This window comes from Pseudomonas sp. NPDC086251 (assembly GCF_044746405.1).
Taxonomy (GTDB): domain Bacteria; phylum Pseudomonadota; class Gammaproteobacteria; order Pseudomonadales; family Pseudomonadaceae; genus Aquipseudomonas.
Genome location: NZ_JBIVBY010000035.1, coordinates 17,793 through 38,473, shown reverse-complemented (window position 1 = coordinate 38,473; position 20,681 = coordinate 17,793). Strand labels below are relative to the sequence as shown.

Annotated in this window: 16 protein-coding genes; 10 read left to right on the top strand and 6 right to left on the bottom strand. The window is 60.6% G+C overall.

The window, feature by feature from the left end; all coding sequences use genetic code 11:
• Positions 1-216: 216 nt before the first annotated feature.
• The 4 genes from ACIPL2_RS29350 to ACIPL2_RS29335 all read left to right on the top strand — a co-directional run bounded on the left by ACIPL2_RS29350 (position 217) and on the right by ACIPL2_RS29335 (position 4,371).
• Positions 217-1,575 carry an MATE family efflux transporter gene (locus tag ACIPL2_RS29350; protein WP_401362606.1) on the top strand — a complete coding sequence of 453 codons (1,359 nt, stop codon included), beginning with the start codon at positions 217-219 and terminating at the stop codon, positions 1,573-1,575.
• 622 nt (positions 1,576-2,197) lie between these two features.
• The gene (locus ACIPL2_RS29345; RefSeq protein WP_401362603.1) at positions 2,198-2,845 is read left to right on the top strand and encodes a hypothetical protein; all 648 of its coding nucleotides are present in this window, start codon (positions 2,198-2,200) and stop codon (positions 2,843-2,845) included.
• A 246-nt stretch (positions 2,846-3,091) separates the two neighbouring features.
• Entirely contained in the window at positions 3,092-3,784 is a 693-nt protein-coding gene (locus ACIPL2_RS29340) for a phosphoribosyltransferase (RefSeq protein ID WP_401362601.1), read from the top strand.
• Between the two features lie 134 nt (positions 3,785-3,918).
• A complete protein-coding gene (locus ACIPL2_RS29335) occupies positions 3,919-4,371 on the top strand; it encodes a hypothetical protein (protein WP_401362599.1) in 453 nt (150 codons plus the stop codon).
• Positions 4,372-4,453: 82 nt separating this feature from the next.
• Here ACIPL2_RS29335 and ACIPL2_RS29330 read toward each other — a convergent pair whose 3' ends face one another.
• On the bottom strand, positions 4,454-5,212 hold the full coding sequence (locus ACIPL2_RS29330) for an SDR family oxidoreductase (protein ID WP_401362597.1): 759 nt from the start codon (positions 5,210-5,212) through the stop codon (positions 4,454-4,456).
• 192 nt (positions 5,213-5,404) lie between these two features.
• On the opposite strand from ACIPL2_RS29330, the gene ACIPL2_RS29325 reads away from it, so the two are divergent.
• Positions 5,405-5,974, top strand: coding sequence for a YceI family protein (locus ACIPL2_RS29325; protein WP_401362595.1), 570 nt, complete (start codon positions 5,405-5,407; stop codon positions 5,972-5,974).
• Positions 5,975-6,010: 36 nt separating this feature from the next.
• Entirely contained in the window at positions 6,011-7,021 is a 1,011-nt protein-coding gene (locus ACIPL2_RS29320) for a patatin-like phospholipase family protein (RefSeq protein ID WP_401362593.1), read from the top strand.
• A 130-nt stretch (positions 7,022-7,151) separates the two neighbouring features.
• On the opposite strand, the gene ACIPL2_RS29315 is transcribed toward ACIPL2_RS29320, so the two are convergent.
• Positions 7,152-7,595: a hypothetical protein gene (locus ACIPL2_RS29315; protein WP_401362592.1), complete on the bottom strand. Its 444-nt coding sequence runs from the start codon at positions 7,593-7,595 to the stop codon at positions 7,152-7,154.
• Between the two features lie 413 nt (positions 7,596-8,008).
• On the opposite strand from ACIPL2_RS29315, the gene ACIPL2_RS29310 reads away from it, so the two are divergent.
• A complete protein-coding gene (locus ACIPL2_RS29310) occupies positions 8,009-9,910 on the top strand; it encodes a hypothetical protein (protein WP_401362590.1) in 1,902 nt (633 codons plus the stop codon).
• Positions 9,911-9,914: 4 nt separating this feature from the next.
• Positions 9,915-11,339, top strand: a complete 1,425-nt coding sequence (locus tag ACIPL2_RS29305) for an MBL fold metallo-hydrolase (protein WP_401362588.1) — start codon at positions 9,915-9,917, stop codon at positions 11,337-11,339.
• Positions 11,340-11,592: 253 nt separating this feature from the next.
• Here ACIPL2_RS29305 and ACIPL2_RS29300 read toward each other — a convergent pair whose 3' ends face one another.
• From ACIPL2_RS29300 to ACIPL2_RS29285, 4 genes are all read right to left on the bottom strand, one after another.
• Complete coding sequence (locus ACIPL2_RS29300; protein WP_401362586.1) at positions 11,593-12,666, bottom strand: Gfo/Idh/MocA family protein; 1,074 nt, start codon at positions 12,664-12,666, stop codon at positions 11,593-11,595.
• A gap of 139 nt (positions 12,667-12,805) precedes the next feature.
• The gene (locus ACIPL2_RS29295; protein ID WP_401362695.1) at positions 12,806-13,693 is read right to left on the bottom strand and encodes a LysR family transcriptional regulator; all 888 of its coding nucleotides are present in this window, start codon (positions 13,691-13,693) and stop codon (positions 12,806-12,808) included.
• 483 nt (positions 13,694-14,176) lie between these two features.
• Positions 14,177-15,283, bottom strand: coding sequence for an alkene reductase (locus ACIPL2_RS29290; protein WP_401362584.1), 1,107 nt, complete (start codon positions 15,281-15,283; stop codon positions 14,177-14,179).
• 150 nt (positions 15,284-15,433) lie between these two features.
• On the bottom strand, positions 15,434-18,856 hold the full coding sequence (locus tag ACIPL2_RS29285) for an Ig-like domain-containing protein (protein ID WP_401362582.1): 3,423 nt from the start codon (positions 18,854-18,856) through the stop codon (positions 15,434-15,436).
• A gap of 316 nt (positions 18,857-19,172) precedes the next feature.
• Here ACIPL2_RS29285 and ACIPL2_RS29280 point away from each other — a divergent pair, with 316 nt between their 5' ends.
• Together ACIPL2_RS29280 and ACIPL2_RS29275 are read left to right on the top strand one after the other, a co-directional pair.
• Positions 19,173-19,682: a sigma-70 family RNA polymerase sigma factor gene (locus ACIPL2_RS29280; protein ID WP_401362580.1), complete on the top strand. Its 510-nt coding sequence runs from the start codon at positions 19,173-19,175 to the stop codon at positions 19,680-19,682.
• Positions 19,683-19,685: 3 nt separating this feature from the next.
• Complete coding sequence (locus tag ACIPL2_RS29275; RefSeq protein WP_401362579.1) at positions 19,686-20,639, top strand: FecR domain-containing protein; 954 nt, start codon at positions 19,686-19,688, stop codon at positions 20,637-20,639.
• Positions 20,640-20,681 lie beyond the last annotated feature (42 nt).

The following is a 20,681-nucleotide window of genomic DNA, read 5'->3' as shown; positions in this document are numbered from 1 at the left end:
GACACACGACAAGTGCGGCGCCAAGCCCTGCGGCCTTCTGGATTCGAAAGCAGCGTCGATAACGCTACCCATTTGCCCTCATGGTGTCCACCGGTTGCATCCACAGCCGACAACGGACATTGCCCATACGTTCTAATCTTCACAATGGGAACGCGTTGGTGTTGGCTGCCTAGCGTAGAATTTCCGAAACACGAGCCCACCCGAGACGGACCCTCAATGCAAACCCCCGCCACCCCACACTCCCTCTGGAAAACCTACCTCCTTTTCCTGGCCCCCATGGTCCTCTCCAATTTCCTCCAATCCATGTCGGGCACCATCAACAGCATCTACATCGGCCAAATGCTTGGCACTCAAGCCCTGGCCGCCGTCTCCGGCATGTTCCCCATCGTCTTCTTCTTCATCGCCCTGGTCATCGGCCTCGGCGCGGGGGCGGGCGTGCTCATCGGCCAGGCCTGGGGCGCCCGTGAACCGCATCTGGTGAAGACCATCGCCGGCACAACTCTGTTGTTGGGCGCAATGATCGGCCTGACCGCCGCCGTACTCGGCAGCGTGTTCGCAAGGCCCGCGCTGGAAGGCTTGGGTACACCGGCCGATGTGATCGACGACGCCGTGTCCTACGCCCACGTGATGATGTGGATCATGCCGTCGCTGCTGGTCTACGTGCTCTTCACCCAACTGCTGCGCGGGGTGAGCGATACCGTGTCGCCGCTGATTGCGTTGGTGGTGTCGACGTGTATCGGGTTGGCGCTGACGCCGGCGTTGATTCGGGGGTGGTTCGGGTTGCCGATGATGGGGATTCAGAGTGCGGCGTATGCGGGGTTGGCGGGTAATTTGTCGGCGATGGGGTGGCTGGCGTGGCGGTTGATTCGCAAGGGGCATCCGTTGGCGCCGGATCGGGAGATGTTCGCGGCGATGCGCCTGGACCTGGTGATTCTCGGCAAGGTGTTGCGCATCGGGTTGCCGACCGGGTTGCAGATGGTGGTGTTGTCGGTGTCGGAGCTGGTGATTCTGGCGCTGGTGAATCAGCACGGTTCGCAGGCGACGGCGGCGTATGGCGCGGTGACGCAGATCGTCAATTACGTGCAGTTTCCGGCGCTGTCGATTGCGATCACGGCGTCGATTCTTGGCGCGCAGGCGATTGGTGCAGGGCGGCTTGAGCGCATGGGGCCGATTCTGCGCACGGGGCTGTTGATCAACGTGTGCCTGACCGGTGGCCTGGTGGTGTTGGGTTATCTGTTGTCGCACTGGTTGCTGGGGTTGTTCCTCACGGATGATTCCACCCGGGCGAAGGCGGAGCATCTGTTGCACATCATGCTCTGGAGTCTGTTGGTGTTCGGCTTCCAGGCGATTGTCGGCGGCATCATGCGCGCCAGCGGCTCGGTGCTGGTGCCGATGGCGATTTCGATTGTGTGTGTGGTCGGGGTGCAGTTGCCGGTGGCGTATGTGCTGGACGGGCACTTCGGGTTGCAAGGCGTGTGGATGGCGTTTCCGGTGGCGTATTTGGGGATGCTGGTGTTGCAGACGGCGTATTACAAAATGGTCTGGCAGCATCAGAAAATCGAGCGGTTGGTGTAGGGGCGCGACCACCGCGATCTGTCCCTGATTGAAACCCGGATCGGCGGCGCAAGTTTCGCCGATTATCAGGACTTCACCTTAGTGGGTGAGTGGAATGATAAAAGTATGACTTTTCAGTGGGGTAGGTCGCAAATACGATCAGCACGCTATTACACTTTTCGTAAGGTGCCTAACAACTAATGGATCCAATAAGCCGTATTGGAAACCACCAGTAATTCACCAGACTAGTTGTCATGGGCCTGACAGGGAAGTTGATACGTTAGTACACGAGTGTGCGACGTTCACACTAACCGCCGTTTGTCGGTGGGTTGCTCAAAAAATGAACATTCCAGGCTCCCGGGCCTCTGATCCTGCAGCACGTCACCCAAGACCTGCTCCTGCAGCCGCAGAAAAGAAGTGGAAAATTAACCTCATGTGCATTGAATGCGATGGGGGTTTTTTTACCTGAAATTCAGGAGGCAATAATAAGCCGGTATTGATTTGCCAAGCGAATCAATGGGCTAAGCAGTGCCAAGTCGATGAGTTGGCATATCTTATAAAAGTAAGATCGCGCAGGGTTTTAAAGAGTTGAATGCCCTGTTAAATACCGATCTGTACTATCGAATAAGGTGGAGAAAGTACCGTGGCGATAAATACAATTATGAGCCTGCTCGAAAATAAAGAATGTATGGAGTTTTTGCGGTTGGGCGTTATATACGTTCATCTAGTGTCGTGTTGTGTGGCCATTGGATTGGTATTGACCAGCGATATTGCGATGGTCAGAGATTTGTTAAAACGTAAAACATTCACTGAGCATGATAACGCTCACATGGAAAGTCTCCAGAAGTCTGTCATCGCCGCATTGATAGCGTTGTGGGTGACAGGTGCCGCCATCATCGGTATTGATTACCTGGAAAAAGGCATGAATTACTTTATGAACCCGAAGCTTCACGCCAAAGTGATTATTGTCGTGTTGCTGAGTTACAACGGCCTCTTGTTGCATCGCCTGGTATTGCCCGCGCTGCAAAAGGCCGGTTCGTTGCTCAATCTTGGCTTCAGCGCACGGATGCTGGCGCTGTTCTGCGGGTCGCTGTCGGCCGTGTCCTGGATGTATGCGGCCATGTTGGGCGTTGGGCGCCCATTGGCCTGGAAATACTCCCTTACCGAACTGTTGATGGCGTATCCGGTACTGATTGCACTGGGGTTCCTGACAATGCTGGTGTTGACTCAGCGTGTGAGACGACAGGGCGCCGTCGCTATGTCTCCACGGACAGTCGCGAGCGCAGGCTAGGCCGATTCCGCGTGTAAGCCTCAGGGCTTGTTCGGAACAGACAAGGGCGACCTTCTGGGTGCAGGTGACAATCAAGTCCTGCATCAGGGAGGTCGCTTTTTTTTTGTCATTCGAGCTGACGCCGGCGAAGCAATCGGCGGGCGCGTGCGTCATGGCCGAGCTTGATGTCAGCCACCGTCAGACCGACAATCCTGAGTGACCCTGTGATGCGAACCGTCAGGCGTGATCGCCTGGGGAGGTTTTCCAATGAGTCCCTCATCGTCAACGCTCTTGCAGGACCGGGCCGCGGCCGGTCGGCGTCTGGTGGAACCGCTGCTCAAATACGCACATCGCCCTGATGTGATCGTTCTCGCCTTGCCCCGTGGCGGGGTGCCGGTGGCTTATGAAGTGGCCGCAGCGCTGGAAGTTCGCCTCGACCTGATGCTGGTGCGCAAGCTCGGGGTGCCGTCCCATCAGGAGTTTGCGATGGGCGCCATTGCCGGCGGTGGCATCCAGATTCTCAATGAACACGCGCTGCGAATGCACCCGATTGACAAGGCCGCGTTTGAAGCCGTGGTCGCACGCGAAACCCGAGAGTTGTTAAGGCGTGAGCAGGCGTACAGGGGAAAGCGCGCGCCGGTGCAGCTCAAGAATCAAGTGGTGATCCTGATCGACGACGGCCTGGCGACCGGGGCCTCGATGATGGCGGCGATCCACGCGGTGCGGGTGCACGCGCCGTCGCGCATTGTCGTGGCTGTGCCGGTGGCGCCGATTGAGACGGCGCAGGCGCTGCGCAGTGAAGTGGATGAGCTGATTTGCCCGATCATGCCGGATTGGTTCATGTCGATCGGGCACTGGTACATGGATTTTTCCCAGACCTCGGATGCTGAGGTGATCAGGTTGTTGCAGCGGGCGTGGCTGCGAGAGTCCGGCGCCGCGCCGCAGCGCTCCGGTCAATAGTCGACCCAGGCCCGGCGCGCCAGCCTTTTTCATCGCCAAAGGTCACCCGCGTTTATCGGGTATCTGCCGGCGCGGATATCCGCGTCGGGGGTGTGAGCTAAGCTCCAGTCAGCTCAGTCCAGAGGTCTCTCGCCATGGGCACCTTGGAAAACTTCTTTATGTCATTCGGCAGCGCGGCCTTTGGTGTGGTGCTGACGTTATGCCTTCCCGTGCTCCTGAGCAGCTGGCGATACTCGCGCCGGGACGATCTGCTCGGCTTCTGGGCGTCTACCTGGCAGGATGCCGACGACCCCAATCAATGGGTCATTGAGACGGTCGATATCGATATCGCCCGTGGACGACTGCGATTGCGCAACGCCAACAATATCGGTGGATACCTGTGGCAGGGCTCTTGTGATCTGTATGACGGTCACTATCTTTACGGCACCTGGAAATCCGTCAAGAAAGGCGCGACCTCTACGGGGGTGTTCAGCTTCCTGATTCTTCCTCAAGCCGAGGTGTTGGTGGGTCAGGCCATGGGCCAGGACAAGCACGGCGTCCCTCGGACGTCGGACTGGATCCTGGCCAGGCGTAAAGAGGATATTTGAGCTCGGGAAGCAGTGGTTGGCCAAGCACGCCACTTACTACCGGGGTGACGTTAAGCCAAACGGTTGATTGTCTGCTCGGCCGTCAGGACGCATGCGCCGCGCCCTTTAGCCAATCGTCAAACCTCGTCGACCCAACAATGGGATTCTCCCCCGGCGTCAGCGATTGGTCGTTGATCGGCGCGCCGAAGTACGGAACCGTGTCGTCCGAAACCGCCTGGCGCGGGTCCTTGGTGTGTTGCAGGTACTGCGTGACGAACTCGACCAGCGGCTTGCGTTCAGGGCCGGCGACTTCCACGGTCCCGTTGCTCGGTGCTTGCAGGGCAATATCGGTGAGTGCCGCCGCGACATCGAGCGAGGCAATCGGTTGCAGCGCCGCGGAAGTCAGGTGGATGGTGTCGCCGTCTTCTCGGCCGGAGTAGGCAATGGCGCCGATGAATTCGAAGAACTGCGTAGCGCGGACAATGGTGTAGGGAATGCCGGACTTCTTGATCAGTTTTTCCTGAGCCATTTTGGCCCGGAAGTAGCCACTTTCCAGCATCCGCTCGGTGCCGACGACGGACAGCGCGACATGGTGTTTGACGCCGTCGATTTTCTCCGCCGCGATCAGGTTGTGCCCGGCGGTTTCGAAGAAATGCAACGCCGCGTGATCCTCGAAGGAGGGCGAGTTCGCCACGTCGACCACCACATCGGCGCCTTGCAGTGCCTCCTTCAGTCCTTCGCCACTGATGACGTTGACGCCGGTGCTGGGTGACGCCGCCAGCGCTTCATGCCCCAGCGTCTGCAAGTTTTTGCAGAGTTGGCTGCCGATCAGCCCGGTGCCTCCGATGACGACGATTTTCATGGCCGGTCTCCGATGCGGTGAGTGCTGGAGCCATTAAACACCCGCCGGGTCAGGCGCATGGTGTGAAATCCGTTCGGCCGACAGGTGGTCGGAAGTCAGTACATTGGGTGGCATAAAGGGCGGTTCTTTGCTTTAGTCCACTAACGTTGGTTTGGGTGCCACTCACGACGGGAGCCCCAACCGGAGAACACCATGACCCCTCGATTGCCTTGTTTCACTGCATGGGTCGCCGCACTGGTAGTCGGCGCGTTGCCGTGTGCGCAAGCGGCCGAATACACGCAAGTGAATGAGACCGCCAGCACCATCTCCTTTACTTACAAGCAGTTCAGCTCGCGGGTCTATGGCACGTTCAGCAAGTTCAAGGCCACGCTTGATTTCAACACGGCGGCCCCGTCCGCCGCCCATGCCGCGCTGACCATCCAGCTCAACAGCATCGATGCCGGGAGCAGCGACGCCAATGACGAACTGCAAAAGCCTGCCTGGTTCGATACCGCGAAGTATCCCGAGGCGACGTTCGAATCGACCGGCGTAAAAGTACTGGGTGACAACCGCTATGTGATCACCGGCAAACTCACGCTCAGGGGCGTTACTCAGGTTGTGGAAGTTCCGGTGCTGCTGAAGGCCGAGAACGCCATCGGGATCTTTGAAGGCCAACTAAAGCTCAAGCGCAGCGACTTCAAAATCGGTGAAGGTGAGTGGGCCGACACCGCTGTCTCTGACGTCATCAACATCAAGTTCAAGATGGTTGCGCCACAGCAGTAGCGCTGTTCCACGCTTCTTCTATCAAGGGAGCTCACCATGTCAGTGATTATCAACGGCAAAACCAAACGCATCGGTCTGGCCATGTCGGGTGGTGGCTTTCGAGCGGCTGCGTTTCACCTGGGCGTCATGCGCGAACTGGACAGCCACGGGCTTCTCGACAAGCTTGATCTGCTGAGTTGCGTGAGTGGCGGCAGCATTGCCGGTGCCACGGTGGCGTTGAACTGGAGCGCGGCCAATAAACTGGATTTGCTCGACACTTACTTGCGTACGCGCTCGATTGCGGTGTCATCGTTTATCGCCGGTTCGCTCGATCCGTTCGAGTCGCGACTTGATAAGTTGGCAGGCGCCTACGACAAGGATTTGTTCCTGAAGAAAAAACTGGTGGCGCTGAGTAACGGGCCGCGTATTTATCTGAATGCCACCAACCTCTCGACCGGCAATATGTTCTTTTTCGTGGCCGGCGGCGGTAAGGATTGCGAGATGGGCGAGCACGAACTGGGGGTCATACCGGCCCTCGATTTCCCGATCTGCCAGGCGGTTGCGGCTTCATCTGCTTTTCCGCCGGTGTTTCCGCCGTTAAGGCTCGATTCCAGTGTCTATGGGCCCGCCGCCAACGTTGAATACGTGACGCTGACGGATGGCGGGGTGTACGACAATATGGCCGTCAACCCGTTGGTGCGCGATCGCAATGCGCTCGATTACGTGATTGTCAGCGACGGAGGCAAGCCTTTTGCCAATAACAGCCGACCCACCGAATCCGGCGCCATTGTGCTCAAGGCTGGGCTCGACATCATGATGGAGCAGATCCGCGGGCTGGAGTTTGACCGGCTTCAGTTCCGGTTTCTGGCAGGGAAGGGGCCGAAGCCGATGTGGTTTTCGATCGACAGTCGCACGGGCGAGGCGCAGAAGGGCGACGCGGCGTTTGCCTCATCGATCGACACCAACCTGAGCCGCTTGTCTTCGGAAGAAATGGAGGTGCTGACCCGCCACGGCGCGTCACTGGTGAAGGCGCGGTTGACGGCCTATGCGCCCGAGTTGCTTCCCTGACGAACACAATCAAATGTGGGAGCGGGCTTGCTCGCGAAGGCGGTGTATCAGCAACATTAATGTCGACTGACACACCCTCTTCGCGAGCAAGCCCGCTCCCACAGGTTTTGCATTAAGGCGAGGTCTGTTTTCAGCTCAGGTTCCCGCAGAAGATAGCCTGATGACCGTCGGCCGGGCTTTGACGCACCACCAATGCATAACCGCCAGCACGCAGTGTATCGACGGCGACCGGTGCGCTTTTCCAGAAGTACTGGTTCGAGGCGGGCGAATAGAAGCGCGCGTTCGGACCGTCGTTGATGTCATAGGCGGGTTTGGCTCCCAGGTTTCCACAGCTTCCCGGGTAGATGTAGGCCGTCAAGCGGCCCGGTAATGCGCTGCCTATGGGCTCGCCGCTGACGGCAAACCAGAATATTGTCGCTTTGCCACTGGGCATCATGATGGTCTGGGCGATACTCCCGGGGTTAGTGGAAGTAGCGTTCAGTGGAACGTTGGTGATCTGACTGTCAGGCACGGTCGAACACCCAGAGATCCACCCGACCGCTACCACTAACGCCAGCGAAGATACGATTTTCATCGTGATACTCCCGCTTTGTAAGGACGCGTTGAAGTGATCCCCCTAGTCAATTCTAGCTATCAGGATAGGGCGGGCGATTCTTCGGATGGTCGGTCGTCACGTTTTAGCGCTGCCCCGCGACCTGTCACCGCTGCCAAAATCTGCACCGGCCCCTGTAGGAGCTGTCGAGCTGTGCGAGGCTGCGATCGGCTGCGCAGCAGTCGTAAACCCTGAGTTATCGGTGTGTCAGGTGTACCGCGTGGGCTGATTTTACGACTGCTGCGCAGCCGATCGCAGCCTCGCACGGCTCGACAGCTCCTACAGGGCCGATCGCAGCCTCGCAAGCTCGACAGTTCCTACAGGGGGATGTGCGTTGAAGTGCCGATAAGTCATCTATGCTTCTGCTGATTCTAAAAATGCGGAAGACCGGGCAGATGAACAGCTATCCACCGCCACCGATGCGCAGGCTCCGGGTTTACGCCTTCGACCCGCAGGCGTCCACGCAGTTGGAGACTGCCCGCATCAGCCACGCGACCATCCAGATTCCCTGGGAGGAGCGCTGGGAAGCGAAGATGCAGCCGGGCCCGGTCAACGAGTACTTTGAAGTCATCGATATCGACCCGAGCAGCGGCCAGTTTTACGACCCGGTGGATCTCAACGACCGGCATCTGTTGGCGCAGGACGGGCTGACGCCGTCCGAAGGCGATCCGCGTTTCCACCAGCAGATGGTGTTCGCCGTGGCGATGAAAACCGTCAAGCTGTTCGAGCGTGCACTCGGGCGCAAGGTGTATTGGTGCCCGCGCTGGGACGAGAAAACCTCGTCGTATCAGGAAGTGCGCAAGCTGCGTATCTATCCGCATGCGCTGCGCGAGGCCAATGCCTATTACAGCAAAGAGAAGAAGGCCTTGATGTTCGGTTATTTCAAGGCCTCGATCACCGATCCCGGGGCCAATCTGCCGGGCAGTTGGGTGTTCACCGCGCTGTCGCACGACATCATTGCCCATGAAACCACCCACGCGATTCTCGATGGCCTGCACCGTCGCTACAGCGAGGCGACCAGTGCCGACAGCCTGGCGTTTCATGAGGCCTTTGCCGACATCGTGGCGCTGATGATGCATTTCACCTTGCCCGAGGCCGTGTCCAAATACGTGGCCGCCAATGGCGGCAACCTCAACCAGCGGTCCTGGCTGAGCGGCCTGGCGCGGCAGTTCGGCGAAGCGACGGGGCGTTACGCAGCACTGCGCGAAGCCATCGACGACAAGGACAGCCAGCAACTGCCTGATCCAACCCTGCTGGCGAAGGTGCGCGAGCCCCACCAGCGCGGTGCCATTCTGGTCGCGGCGGTGTTCGACGCGTTCGTCAGCATCTATGAACAACGCTCGTCCGATCTGTTGCGCCTGGCCGATAGCGGCGGCAAAGCGAGCACTCGCCTGCCACCGGAACTGGTGCAGCGCTTGACCCGCGAAGCCATCAAATCGGCGGATCACGTGCTGCGCATGTGCATCCGCGCGCTGGACTACTTGCCGCCGGTGGATGTGCGGTTCGGTGAATTCTTGCGGGGCATCATCACCGCCGACACCGATCTGATTCCGGACGACCCGATGCAGTATCGCCTGGCGATGATTCAGGCGTTCCGGCGTCGCGGCATTCTTCCCGAGAATTGCCTGTCACTGGCCCCCGACAGCCTGCTGTGGGAAACCGCTGACGTCGACCTCGAGGTCAAAGACCTGTTGAACGCGCCCAAAGGCACGCACGCGCTCGACATCACCCCGCAATACCAGCGGCACAAGGGCTTTCGCCAGGCCGAGCGCAATCGCAAGATTGTCTGGTACTGGATGATGAAAGTCTGCGATTCGACACCGGGTTGGGCCGATGCGCTGGGGGTTGTTTTCAATACCGACCGAACTGAGCAGTACATCGCTGGCAGCCTGTTCCCCCGATTCAACGCCACCCAGCCGGCGGTCGAGGTGCACTCGGTGCGGACCTGCCGTCGAGCCGGGCCCGATGGGCAGGACCTGCGCCAGTTGGTGATTGAAGTGACGCAAAAGCGCCAGGGCTTTTTGGACCCTGCAAAGCAGAATGTACAGGATCAGCAGGACCTGGCGGGCAGTACGCCGCCGCTGACCAGCGACTTCCTGTTTCGCGGCGGTGCGACGCTGATCATCGATTTGCGCGATGGCAAGGTCCGCTATGTCATTCGCAAGCGCATCGATGACGGGGCGCGACTGGCTTGCCAGCGGCAGTTCCTCGAGACCGGCACTGACAGTCTGGCGCTGACTTACCGAGGCGCGTGCGCCGAGGATAATCCGTTCGCCATGACCCACCGTGGAGTCTGACGCCATGACCACCCACCCATCACCGGGCACGGTATCGGTACGCATGTACCGGGGCATTCTCGGCGACTGCTTTTTGCTGCGCCATCAGCTGGAAAATGCCGAGGTCAAGCACATCCTGATCGACTGCGGCGTATTGCAGGGCGTCGCGAAAGCCAGGGACCGGATGAAAGAGATCGTCAGCGACCTGCTCGCCACCACCGGCGGCCAGTTGGACCTGCTGGTCGTCACGCATGAGCATCACGATCACCTGTCTGGGTTTCTGTACGAGCAGGAAGCGTTCAAAAACCAGTTCGAGATCCGTGAGTTCTGGCTGGCCTGGACGGAGAACCCCATCGACCCTCAGGCCGTGGCATTGCACCAGCATTTCGACAAGGCCAAACAGGCGCTGTCGGCGCTGGCCGGTCAGCCGAAAATGGCTGCCCTGAAGGAACAAAATTTACACATCAAGACCGTGTTGGACCTGAGTGCATTCATGGGGGTCACCGGCGGCGGGCGTCCGACGGGGGCGAGCACTTTGCAGATGCTCAAGGACAAAGCCACGCCGGCGCGAACGCGTTTTCTGCAGCCGGGCGATGTCGTTACGCCGACCGGCATTGGCGGTCTCAAGGCCTATGTGATGGGGCCGCCCAGAGATGAAAAACGCTTGCGCAAGGACACTCCGTCGCAAGGCGCTGCCAAGGAGGTGTACCTGACCAATGAGGAAGATGCCCATGCCATCGAGCTTCAGGTCGGGCACCTCAACGGCGTGCCGGTACAGGCGCTCGACCTGCCTTTTGCGCGCCCGCATCAACGGCCGCTGGACCAGGTGAAACAAAAGCTGCCGAAGGACCACTCGCTTACGCAAAAACTGTACTTCGACCCCGCTTCAACGCAGCGACAAATCGATGACGAGTGGTACTCATCGGCCGAAACATTGGCGCTGAAAATGGACTCCGACACCAACAACACCAGCCTGGTCCTGGCCTTCGAACTGCCGGACCAGCAGGTGCTGTTGTTTCCGGGGGATGCGCAGGTGGGCAACTGGCTGTCGTGGGCCGACCAGACTTACCCGCGCACACCCGATCCGGCACAGGGCGCGGCGCTGTCCGTCGATGACATCCTGGCACGGGTCACGCTGTACAAAGTTGGGCACCATTGCAGCCACAACGCCACGCTGCGGCAGTTGGGGCTGGAGAAAATGACCGATAACAGGTTGGTGGCGATGATCCCGGTGGTCACTCAAGTGGCTCAGGATAATGACTGGAACATGCCGTATCCCGACCTTTATCAAGCCTTGAAAGATAGAACCAGTGAGCGTGTGTTGATCGGCGACAGTGACGTCGACGAGGAAACCGCAGCCTTCATGAAGACACCGACCGCCGAGCAAAACCGGGCGGTGCTGGACTATCACCCAACGGGCTTGTGGGTGGAGGTCAAAATTTCCTTCTAAACCTGCATACGACCCTGTAGGAGCTGTCGCGCCTGCTCGGCTGCGCTCGGTCCTGTAGGAGCTGTCGAGCTTGCGAGGCTGCGATCGGCTGCGCAGCAGTCGTAAACCCTTCGCACGCGGTTTTCCTGATACACCGCATTGCCTGATTTCACGACTGCTGCGCAGCCGATCGCAGCCTCGCAAGCTCGACAGCTCCTACAAGAGCCGATCGCAGCCTCGCAGGCTCGACAGCTCCTACAGGTGGGGGTATGGCTTAACCTTTCACGGTATCCAACAACCGGTGCAATCGCACGGCATCGGCAAAGGTCGCCGCAGCCTGTGTGCCTTCAGCCACATCCTGCGCATACACGTGGTACAGCTCCGCCAATTCCAGCACGGCCGAGGGCAATGAAGAGGCCGGCAGGCGTTGGTAACTCTCCGGCACGGGAAGTACTTGCAGCGGCAGGTTGTCACCGTGGGCGCCCTCGATCACGTAGTCATCCCCGACATCGCCGAAGGCTGAGCGATTGGTGATTTTCAGGTCACCCGCGTCACCCGTGATATCGAGCTGCACCCCCGAGCCGTTGCGCTTGCCACCCTCGATGTGGATCGAAATCACCGCACCGTCCTCCAGCAACCCGCTGAGCACCAGCTGGTCGGGTGCGGTGCTGTCCAGCACTTCGCCGGTTTCGACGATGGTCACTTGCGGAAACTGGCTGACCATCAACCCCAATACACTGACCGGCCAGCCGGTTGCGGTGAAGAGCATGTCGAGGAAGTGCCCGGCGTAGATCGCGATCACGCTGGAGAAGTTTTCTTCGGCGGCGGTCCAGCGCAGGGCATTGGCGCGCAGGGCCTGGAGGTAATGGGTGCTGACGTGCAAGCGCACCGAGCGCAGTTTGCCGACGTAACCTTGCTGCAACAGGTCTTGCAGGTAGCGGTTGTGCGGCGCGTGGCGCCGTTGCAGGCCGACGATGTGACGCACGCCGGCGTCGTTCGCCAGGTGTACCAGGTTCTCGGAGGCTGCGGTGGTGGTGGTCAACGGCCATTCGCAGTAGACGTTTTTGCCGGCGGCGATGGCGGCGCGCACGGTGTGTTCGTGCTGCGGCGCGGTGTTGAGCACCACCACCAGGTCGACTTCGGGGTGATGGACCAGCGCATCGAGCGAGTCGGCGATGTGCGCAATCGCATACTCGCGGGCTGCCGCTTCGGCGCGGTCACGGTGTTCGCTGTACACCGCTTGCACGCGGTATTGCGGCAGCAGAGCGAGCACCCGCAGGTGGCCGTGGCGTGCCCAGGTGCCGACGCCGACGATGCCGACACGAATGGGGGAGTGTGGGGTTGTCATGGGAATGACCTCGCAGGTTGATGGCTGACGAGGCGAGTCTAGGGAGCATCACTCAAAGGAAAAACGGGTCTGGTGGCCGAACAGTCCGGACGCGGACGGCTCTAATCCGCGGCATCGCGCGAGTCCTGCAACGCTAAGTTCAGACCTTGAGAATGTTGTCCTTGAAGTAATCGATCAACACCCGCAGCCTCGGCACGGTCTGCTTCGATGCAGGCCAGAGCATCCACAGGTTGCCGGTGTGGTCGGTGTAGTCGTCCAGCAGCACCTTCAGCCTGCCGTCGGCCAGTGGTTCGCGGATTGAAAAATCCGGGAGGCAGGCAATCCCCACCCCATCTATCGCCAGGTACGTCAGCGGGTCCATCGTGGTGCAGGCCAGGGCTTTCGATAGATTCGGCTCGATGTGGGTCTCGCCGATGCGCAACGGCCAGCGCTCGATCATGCCGGTGGCCGGAAACTTGTGCAGCAGGCAGACGTGGTGGCGCAGGTCGTCGGGGTGTGTCGGTTCGCCATGGCGTTCCAGGTATTCGGGGGACGCCACCAACTGCAATTGATAGCCGCCCAGTTTGCGCGCCATCAGCCGTGAATCTTGCGGCGCGCCGGTGCGCACCACGGCATCGAACCCTTCCTCGATTACGTCGACCATGCGGTCGGACATGTCCACGTCCAGCTCGATGTCCGGGTAGGCGCGCATGAACCCGGCCAGCACCGGCATGATCAATACGTTCTGGATCGGCACGCTGATGCGCACCTTGCCCCGTGGGCTGGCGGACAGTTCCAGCAATTCCATTTGCGCCGCTTCCACTTCGCTGAGGATGCGTTTGCAACGGTCCAGAAACAGTTCGCCTTCGGTGGTCAGGGTGACGCTGCGGGTGCTGCGGTGGAACAGCCGCACGCCCAGGCGTTCCTCCATGCGGGCCACGCTTTTACCCACTGCTGACGAGGAGATTTCCAGCAGGCGACCGGCTTCGGTGAAGCTGCGGGTTTCGGCCACCTGAATGAAGGCCGTGATACCGCTGAGGCTGTCCATCATATGAGGTGTGCTCGGTGCAGGGAGGGATTAACGCAGAGTAGAGGCGGGTGGGGGATTTGCAAAGGGGAAGTCCGGGATACCGAGGCGCCGCCATCGCGAGCAGGCTCGCTCCCACATTGGATCTTTAGTGAACACCAAATCTGTGTATGGCAAAGATCGTAGGAGCGAGGCTTGCCCGCGAAGGCGGCCTTCGAGCCGACCAATCTCTAGCGGATGGACATCGCCCAACTGTGGGAGCGGGCTTGCTCGCGAATGCGGTGTGTCATTAAACAGGATATCGGCTGACCCTACGCCTTCGCGAGCAAGCCCGCTCCCACATTTGATCTTCAGTGAACACAAAATCTGTGTACGGCAAAGATCGTAGGAGCGAGGCTTGCCCGCGAAGGCGGCCTTGTAGCCGACTAATCTCTAGCGGATGGACATCGCCCAACTGTGGGAGCGGGCTTGCTCGCGAAAGCGGTTTTTCATTCAACGCAACACTCAAGCGCTCTGTTGATAGAACGGATAGTCCGTGAACCCCACCTCAGTACCACCATAGAAGGTGTCACGGTCATACGCATTCAACGGCCGGTTATGCCGAATACGCTCCGGCAAATCCGGGTTGGCGATAAAGTCGCGCCCAAACGCCACAAGATCCGCATCACCCGCTTTCAAAATCTCCTCGGCGGTGGCCGCAGTAAAACCACCCGCAGCCATGATCAGCCCAGCGTAATGACGACGAATCAACTGCGCCGCCACCGGGTTCTGGTCCTTGCTCTCGTCAATCGAATTACCCAACACCCGCGGCTCGATCAAGTGCAGGTAGGCCAGTTTCAACGCCGCCAGTTGCTGCGCGACGTAGACGAACAGTGCTTCGGGATTGCTGTCTTTCATGTCGCCGAAATTGCCGCTCGGCCCAAGGCGGACCGCAACGCGGTCACTGCCCCAAACCGAAATCACCGCGCGGGTGATGTCCAGCAGAAAGCGCGCTCGCTTGGCGATGCTGCCGCCGTAGGCATCAGTGCGGCGGTTGCTGCCGTCCTGCAGGAACTGGTCGATCAGGTAACCGTTGGCGCCATGGATTTCCACACCGTCGAAACCGGCTGCCAGACCCCGTTGCGCGGCACTGCGAAAATCTTCGACCAATGCCACGACTTCCGCTTCGCTGAGTGCGCGGTGCGGTGTGCTCGGCACCCAACCGTTGGCGGTGTAGGCGACGCCGTCGTAGTCGACTGCCGAAGGCGCGACGGGTTGGGCGCCGTCGGGCTGCATGTCGCTGTGGGACTGGCGACCGGCGTGGAACAGTTGCAGGAAAATCCGTCCGCCCTTGGCGTGAACCGCCTCGGTGACGGTTTTCCAGCCGGGGATCTGCGCGTCGTTATACAGGCCGGGCGAACCGAGGTAGCCGTTGCCGGTGGTCGAAACCACGGTGGCTTCGGAGATGATCAGCCCGCCGTCGGTGGCGCGCTGTGAATAGTATTCGGCCATCAACGCACCGGGCACATCGCCGGGCTCTGAGCGCATGCGGGTCAGCGGCGCCATGACCACGCGGTGTGACAGGGCGTGCGGGCCGATCTGGATGTTGGAAAGCAGGGTTGGGTGATTCATGGTGACCTCCGGTAAATGTCTGGAGGCAACCTTAGGCCGTTCGATTCAGGAGAAAAACGGGGCAAAGATCCAGTCTCTTCGGACCGATTGTTCCGTAATCCGCTGGCGCCCGATCCACATTGCAGGGGCCGGGCGCCAATCGATCTCACATCAGTGCACGGCGATCGGTACCGTCACCGACTTGCCAAAGGTCGAACTAATGGTCACGGTCGGGTTCGGTGTCGGCCCGGCGCCGGTGGTGGTGACCGACACTCTCCAGCGGGCGCCGCTGCCGGTCGGGGTGAGGGTCGCATTCCCCAGGCTGAGCGGTCCGGCAGTGGTCGTCGCGGTGACCGTCAGCGTGTTGCCGGTGCCGCGCGACGTGGTCCCGGCCAAGTCCCAGGTGTAGCGGTTGTTGCTGCGGACCGTGACCGACGCACTGGTGACCACCAGGTCTTCGTTGACCGCTGCGCCCGCGACGGCCACCGACACCGTTGCCGGTGGGGAGACCGCGTCCTTGGCGTCACTCGCCTGATAGGTGAAGGTCGCGGTGAACGGTGCGGTGACCGTGGCCGGTGGCGTGTAGATCACGCGCACGCCGTCGGTGCTGACCGTGCCCATGCCGGAATCCGGCTGGCTGAGGCCCACCACTTTGAGCGGCAGGTTGCCGTCGGGGTCGGTGTCGTTGGCCAGCACGTTGATGGTCACGGGTTGGCCGTTGTTGCTGGCGGCACTGTCGGGGTTGGCCACGGGTTTTTTGTTCGATCCCTCCTGATCGTCGTCATCGTCATCATCGCCGTTGTCGCCGTCGCCAGGGGTGCGGAAGGTGGGCAGGGCGGCGGAGTTCACGTAGGTGACACCGTCCCAGCCGGGCAGGGGCGTTGGCATCAACTGGAACTGGCCCGGATGCTCGATATCCCAGCGCAGCAACATCGACGAGTCTTCGTGCTGGGTGTTGTGGCAGTGCTCCATGTAAGTCCCGGCAAATTCGCGGAAGTGGATCGCCATTTCGACATCCACCGAACTGTCGATGCCTTCGCCGATGCGATACACGTCCTTGCGTGCGCCTTTTTCCCATTCCGGCGGCGCCTTGCCGTCGCGGCTGAGGATGATGCCTTCCTCGAAGTGCACGTGCACCGGATGGTTCCAGCCGTTGCCGCCATTCTTGATTTTCCACACTTCCAGCGTGCCGTCGCCGCTGTAGCCGCCATCGGTCGGGCCGTTGGCCAGTTGCGGCGCCGCGCTGATCCGCCGGGCATCCATGCTGTAGCCAAAACCGCCGTCGGTCTTGACGGTCCACGGTGCTTCGTCGGTGCCATCGGAACGGCCGAAAACGAACTCGCGGTGCCGTGCCAGTTTGATCTTGGCCTGGTCGGTGGGATTGTCGCGATTGAGGGTCAGCGGGATCATGATCTTGCCGGCCGGTTTACCCGGTTTGGCCGGTTCGTAGGCCACCGGGTCCATGCTCACGTCCTGGCCGGAATAGGGCTGCACCACCAGTTGCAGGAACTTGCCCACCACCGGGTCGCCCTTGTCCCATTCCGGTCCTTTGCTGCCCTGCTTGATCACCGCTTTGTACTTCCCGGACAACACGTCGGCCAGGCTCAGGCCGTTCTTCTCCGGACCCTTGCCGGTTTTGTGTTCCAGCAGGTTGACGAAGTACAGTTTGTCGCCGGTCTTGATCCCGTTTTTTGCGAAGTTGATGATGATGTCGAAGCGTTCGGCGATGCCTTGGGTCGGCAGGATCGCATTGTGGTTTTGCCGGTCGCCATCGCCGTCCAGGTCCATGCTGCCATCGAAAGGTATGGCGTGTTCCATGAGGTTGCCGTCGTTGCCGATCATGTGGAATGGCACCCGGGCATAGGACACCCCGGACCCCGACGGCCCGGGAAACTCGCCGCCGTTGCCGGCGATTTCACGCACCACGGCAATCTTGAAGTAGCGCGACACCGAGCCGTTGAGAATGCGGAAACGATAACTGCGCGCGCGCACTTTCAGACGCGGCTGGTATTGCCAGTTGACCAGGATCTGGTCGCCCAGAAAGCCATCGGTGTTGAACGGGTTGAACCACAACTGGCCGTTCTGATCCCAGGCCTTGTCCGCCACGACCAGGTTGACGTCGTAGTCGCGGTTGCCCCAAGGCAATGCCGAGCCACTGGGCAGGCGCAGGTTGACGCCATCTTCAATCGCTTCGTTGCCGCGATCCAGGGCGCTGTAGTAGTTCATCATCACTGCGTTGCCCTTGTAGACGTTCTGCGCGGTGAAATCGAGCATGTGGTCGTGGAACCAGTGGGTGCTCATGGTTTCGCGCCAGTCGCCACGAATCTTGATGGTGCCGTTTTCACAGGTCTTGAGACCGGGACTGGCGTCGTTGACGAACAGCTTTTCACCGGGTGCGCAAGGGAACGCTGCGCGCGGGTCCTGCGCCGTGGTGTTGATGGTGTCGTAACCGGCCAGTTGCAGCGGCCAGCGATAGTCGTAGTACTGCCCCGGAAAGAAGAACGCGTTGGCATAACCGTCGCTTTCGGCGGGGGAGTGGCCGTTGTGTTCGTGGGTGCTGATGGTGTGCAGGCCGAATCCGGCGTTGGCCGCAGGGTCGATCGGCAGGGCATTGTAGTGACGCATCAGCAGCGGTTGGCCGTAGCGGACCATGAGCAATTTGGGCGGCACGGTGCCGTCGAAAGTCCACAGCGAATTGTGATTCTGCACCGGCATTTTCGAATGGAAGCGCACGTCGATGCCTTTGGTCGTGCCCGTCGTTTCGGGAATGTCGGAGGTCTGGTAGTAGAGCCCGCCGGGGCCGAATTCGCCGACGGCGTAATTGTGCAATTGCTTGCGGTCACGCAGGCCCAGGTTGGTCCGGGCACCGGCTTGCACCGTCTTGAAATCGACCTGCGGATAAAACTCGTTCCAGCGCTGGTGCGACCAGCCTTTTCCCGGTGGCCGCCCCTCGGCCGGCGAACCCACCGGTTGGCGATTGAGGAAGGTTTCGATTTGCGCCTTCCAGGGGTTGCGGTCCAGCACATTGGAGAACTGCGCCGGAAACGGGTACAGCCCCGGCTGGCGCATAAAGGCGTCCAGCGCCGCACTGGCGGGACCGCTGCGGGCGACGATGTTCGGGTCCTGCTGTGGTGCCGGGCCAACGGTGGGGACGGGGAAGGTCAGGGGTGGTGCCGGGATCGTCGGGTCGAGTTTTTCCGTGCCGAATTCCTCGAACAACAGCAGCTGCTGGCTGAACGGTTCGGCCCCGAACAAAGGGCTGGGTTTGCCATTGGTGGGGAAGTTGAACGAGGTCTGCGCGGCCGGCGGCAACACGTTATCCGCACGCGGTGTATTGCGGTCGCCGTACACACCGTTGGGCAGGGCCAATGAGCCTTGGTTGGTCTCCGGCATGGTTTTCAAGGCTTCCAGCGCAGCGGCGGCTGCTATGGGATCGGCGGGCGGGTTGTAATACGCCGAGGGGTCCGTCGGTGGAGGCTGGCTTACATCGTCCAAAGGGGCCGCGCTGACGGTGCCCAGGCTCGCGGTGATCAGGATCACCGAAGCCACACTTGAACCCCGTAAGCCGCTGAACATGGGTGTTGCGCTTTTCATTTGGTTTCCCCTCGCGTCATGCCGGATTGGCAAAACCCGCCATCCCCGGAGTGGGGACGACAACTGCGGTGCGGGGGTCGTTGCAACAGGCGAGCCAGGGGCGAAAGCCAAAAAAAACCTCAGCCTTATTAATAAGTTGTTTCAGATTGTTTCATAGGCGATTCGGTTCGCGGTGGGGGATATTCCTCATTACCGGGGAAAACGCCCTGATTTCATTGGGTTACTTTCATTAAACGCGGGTGGTCTTGCCAAAATGTATCGGCTTGGAAGAAAATGAGAGTCATTATCAAGTAAATCATGTGTCGGGCCTTTTCCCATGTCCTCCGTCGACCTCTCGCTGCAACACGCCGTGCATACGCTTTACGAGGACCATCACAGCTGGCTCTGTGGCTGGTTGCGCAAGCGACTGGGCTGTATCGACAATGCGGCGGACCTGGCGCAGGACACCTTCATCCGCGTACTGACCCAGCGCAAGGCTCCGGAATTGCGCGAGCCGCGTGCCTACCTGAGCACCGTGGCGCGCAGCTTGATGATCGACATGTTCCGCCGTAAGGCGCTGGAACAGGCCTACCTGGAAACCCTCGCCGCAATCCCGGAGCCGGTGGCATTCTCCCCCGAAACCCGCACGCTGGTCATCGAAACCCTGATGGAAATCGACAGGCTGCTCGATGGCCTCGGTAGCCGGACCCGGGAGATTTTCCTCATGGCGCAGCTTGATGGCCTGAGCTACGTCGAGATCGGCCGTCGGTTGAACGTATCGGTGACCACGGTCAAGAAGCACGCCGTGCGCGCCCTGACGCACTGCCTGCTGTTGCTCGAGGACTGAGCCGTGGCCCGTTCGCAGTCTCTGGACCACGCGACCCTTGAGGCTGCCGCTCGCTGGTATGTCGACCTGCGTGGCGAGGTGCCGGACGAGGCTACCCGTGAAGCGCATCGGCGCTGGCTGGAACGCGATCCGCGCCATCAGCAAGCCTGGGAACGCCTCGCGCGCCTGCAGGACACACTCGGTCAAGTCGCTCCCGGCATCGCTCGGCCGACACTGGCCAGCGCCCGCGCCAAACGGCGTGATGTGCTCAAGGTCTTGTCGATTCTGTTGGCGTCGGGCGCGGCCGGTACGCTGGCCTGGAACACCACACCACTGCCGACATTGATGGCCGACCAGCGCACCGGCACTGGCGAACGCCGTCGCGTACGTCTCGACGATGGCAGCCAGTTGCAACTGAACACGGCCACGGCGGTGGACATTCGCTACAGCGCCAACCTGCGCGAAATACGCTTGCTCCGGGGCGAAATCCTGATTGAAACCGCGCGCGACGACCTGGCCCGGCCCTTCGTTGTGCACACGGCCGAAGGCAGCATTCGGGCCCTGGGTACCCGCTTTATCGTGCGCAGCGAAGCGGGGCGCACGCACGTCAGCGTGCAGGAGCACGCGGTGGAGGTGCGTTCCGCCAACCTGCAGGGTTCTGCGGTGCGCGTCGACGCCGGTCAGCAACTGAGCTTTCGCCAGGATCAGATTGACCCGGTGCAGCGGGCCAACCCTCAGGCAGATGCCTGGACCCGCGACATGCTGGTGGTCAATGACTGGCGCCTCAGCGATTTCATCAAGGAATTGCAGCGTTACCGCCCCGGTCATCTGGGGTGCGATCCAGCCATTGCGGCGCTGCGTATCTCCGGTGCCTTCCACCTCGGCAATACCGACACCGTCCTCGATAACCTGACCTCGACCTTGCCGGTGCGCATTCGGCGTTTCAGCCGCTATTGGACGAGCGTGGAGCCGGTTTGAATGATTATCCGAAAAAAATTCTGCTGGGGGGTTGTTGATTCA

Bases quoted from the DNA above. Each gene is read 5' to 3' on its own strand.
- ACIPL2_RS29350 (WP_401362606.1), top strand. From the start codon at position 217: ATGCAAACCCCCGCCACCCCACACTCCCTCTGGAAAACCTACCTCCTT.
- ACIPL2_RS29340 (WP_401362601.1), top strand. From the start codon at position 3,092: ATGAGTCCCTCATCGTCAACGCTCTTGCAGGACCGGGCCGCGGCCGGT.
- ACIPL2_RS29335 (WP_401362599.1), top strand. From the start codon at position 3,919: ATGGGCACCTTGGAAAACTTCTTTATGTCATTCGGCAGCGCGGCCTTT.
- ACIPL2_RS29330 (WP_401362597.1), bottom strand. From the start codon at position 5,212: ATGAAAATCGTCGTCATCGGAGGCACCGGGCTGATCGGCAGCCAACTC.
- ACIPL2_RS29325 (WP_401362595.1), top strand. From the start codon at position 5,405: ATGACCCCTCGATTGCCTTGTTTCACTGCATGGGTCGCCGCACTGGTA.
- ACIPL2_RS29320 (WP_401362593.1), top strand. From the start codon at position 6,011: ATGTCAGTGATTATCAACGGCAAAACCAAACGCATCGGTCTGGCCATG.
- ACIPL2_RS29315 (WP_401362592.1), bottom strand. From the start codon at position 7,595: ATGAAAATCGTATCTTCGCTGGCGTTAGTGGTAGCGGTCGGGTGGATC.
- ACIPL2_RS29310 (WP_401362590.1), top strand. From the start codon at position 8,009: ATGAACAGCTATCCACCGCCACCGATGCGCAGGCTCCGGGTTTACGCC.
- ACIPL2_RS29305 (WP_401362588.1), top strand. From the start codon at position 9,915: ATGACCACCCACCCATCACCGGGCACGGTATCGGTACGCATGTACCGG.
- ACIPL2_RS29300 (WP_401362586.1), bottom strand. From the start codon at position 12,666: ATGACAACCCCACACTCCCCCATTCGTGTCGGCATCGTCGGCGTCGGC.
- ACIPL2_RS29295 (WP_401362695.1), bottom strand. From the start codon at position 13,693: ATGGACAGCCTCAGCGGTATCACGGCCTTCATTCAGGTGGCCGAAACC.
- ACIPL2_RS29290 (WP_401362584.1), bottom strand. From the start codon at position 15,283: ATGAATCACCCAACCCTGCTTTCCAACATCCAGATCGGCCCGCACGCC.
- ACIPL2_RS29285 (WP_401362582.1), bottom strand. From the start codon at position 18,856: ATGAAAAGCGCAACACCCATGTTCAGCGGCTTACGGGGTTCAAGTGTG.
- ACIPL2_RS29280 (WP_401362580.1), top strand. From the start codon at position 19,173: ATGTCCTCCGTCGACCTCTCGCTGCAACACGCCGTGCATACGCTTTAC.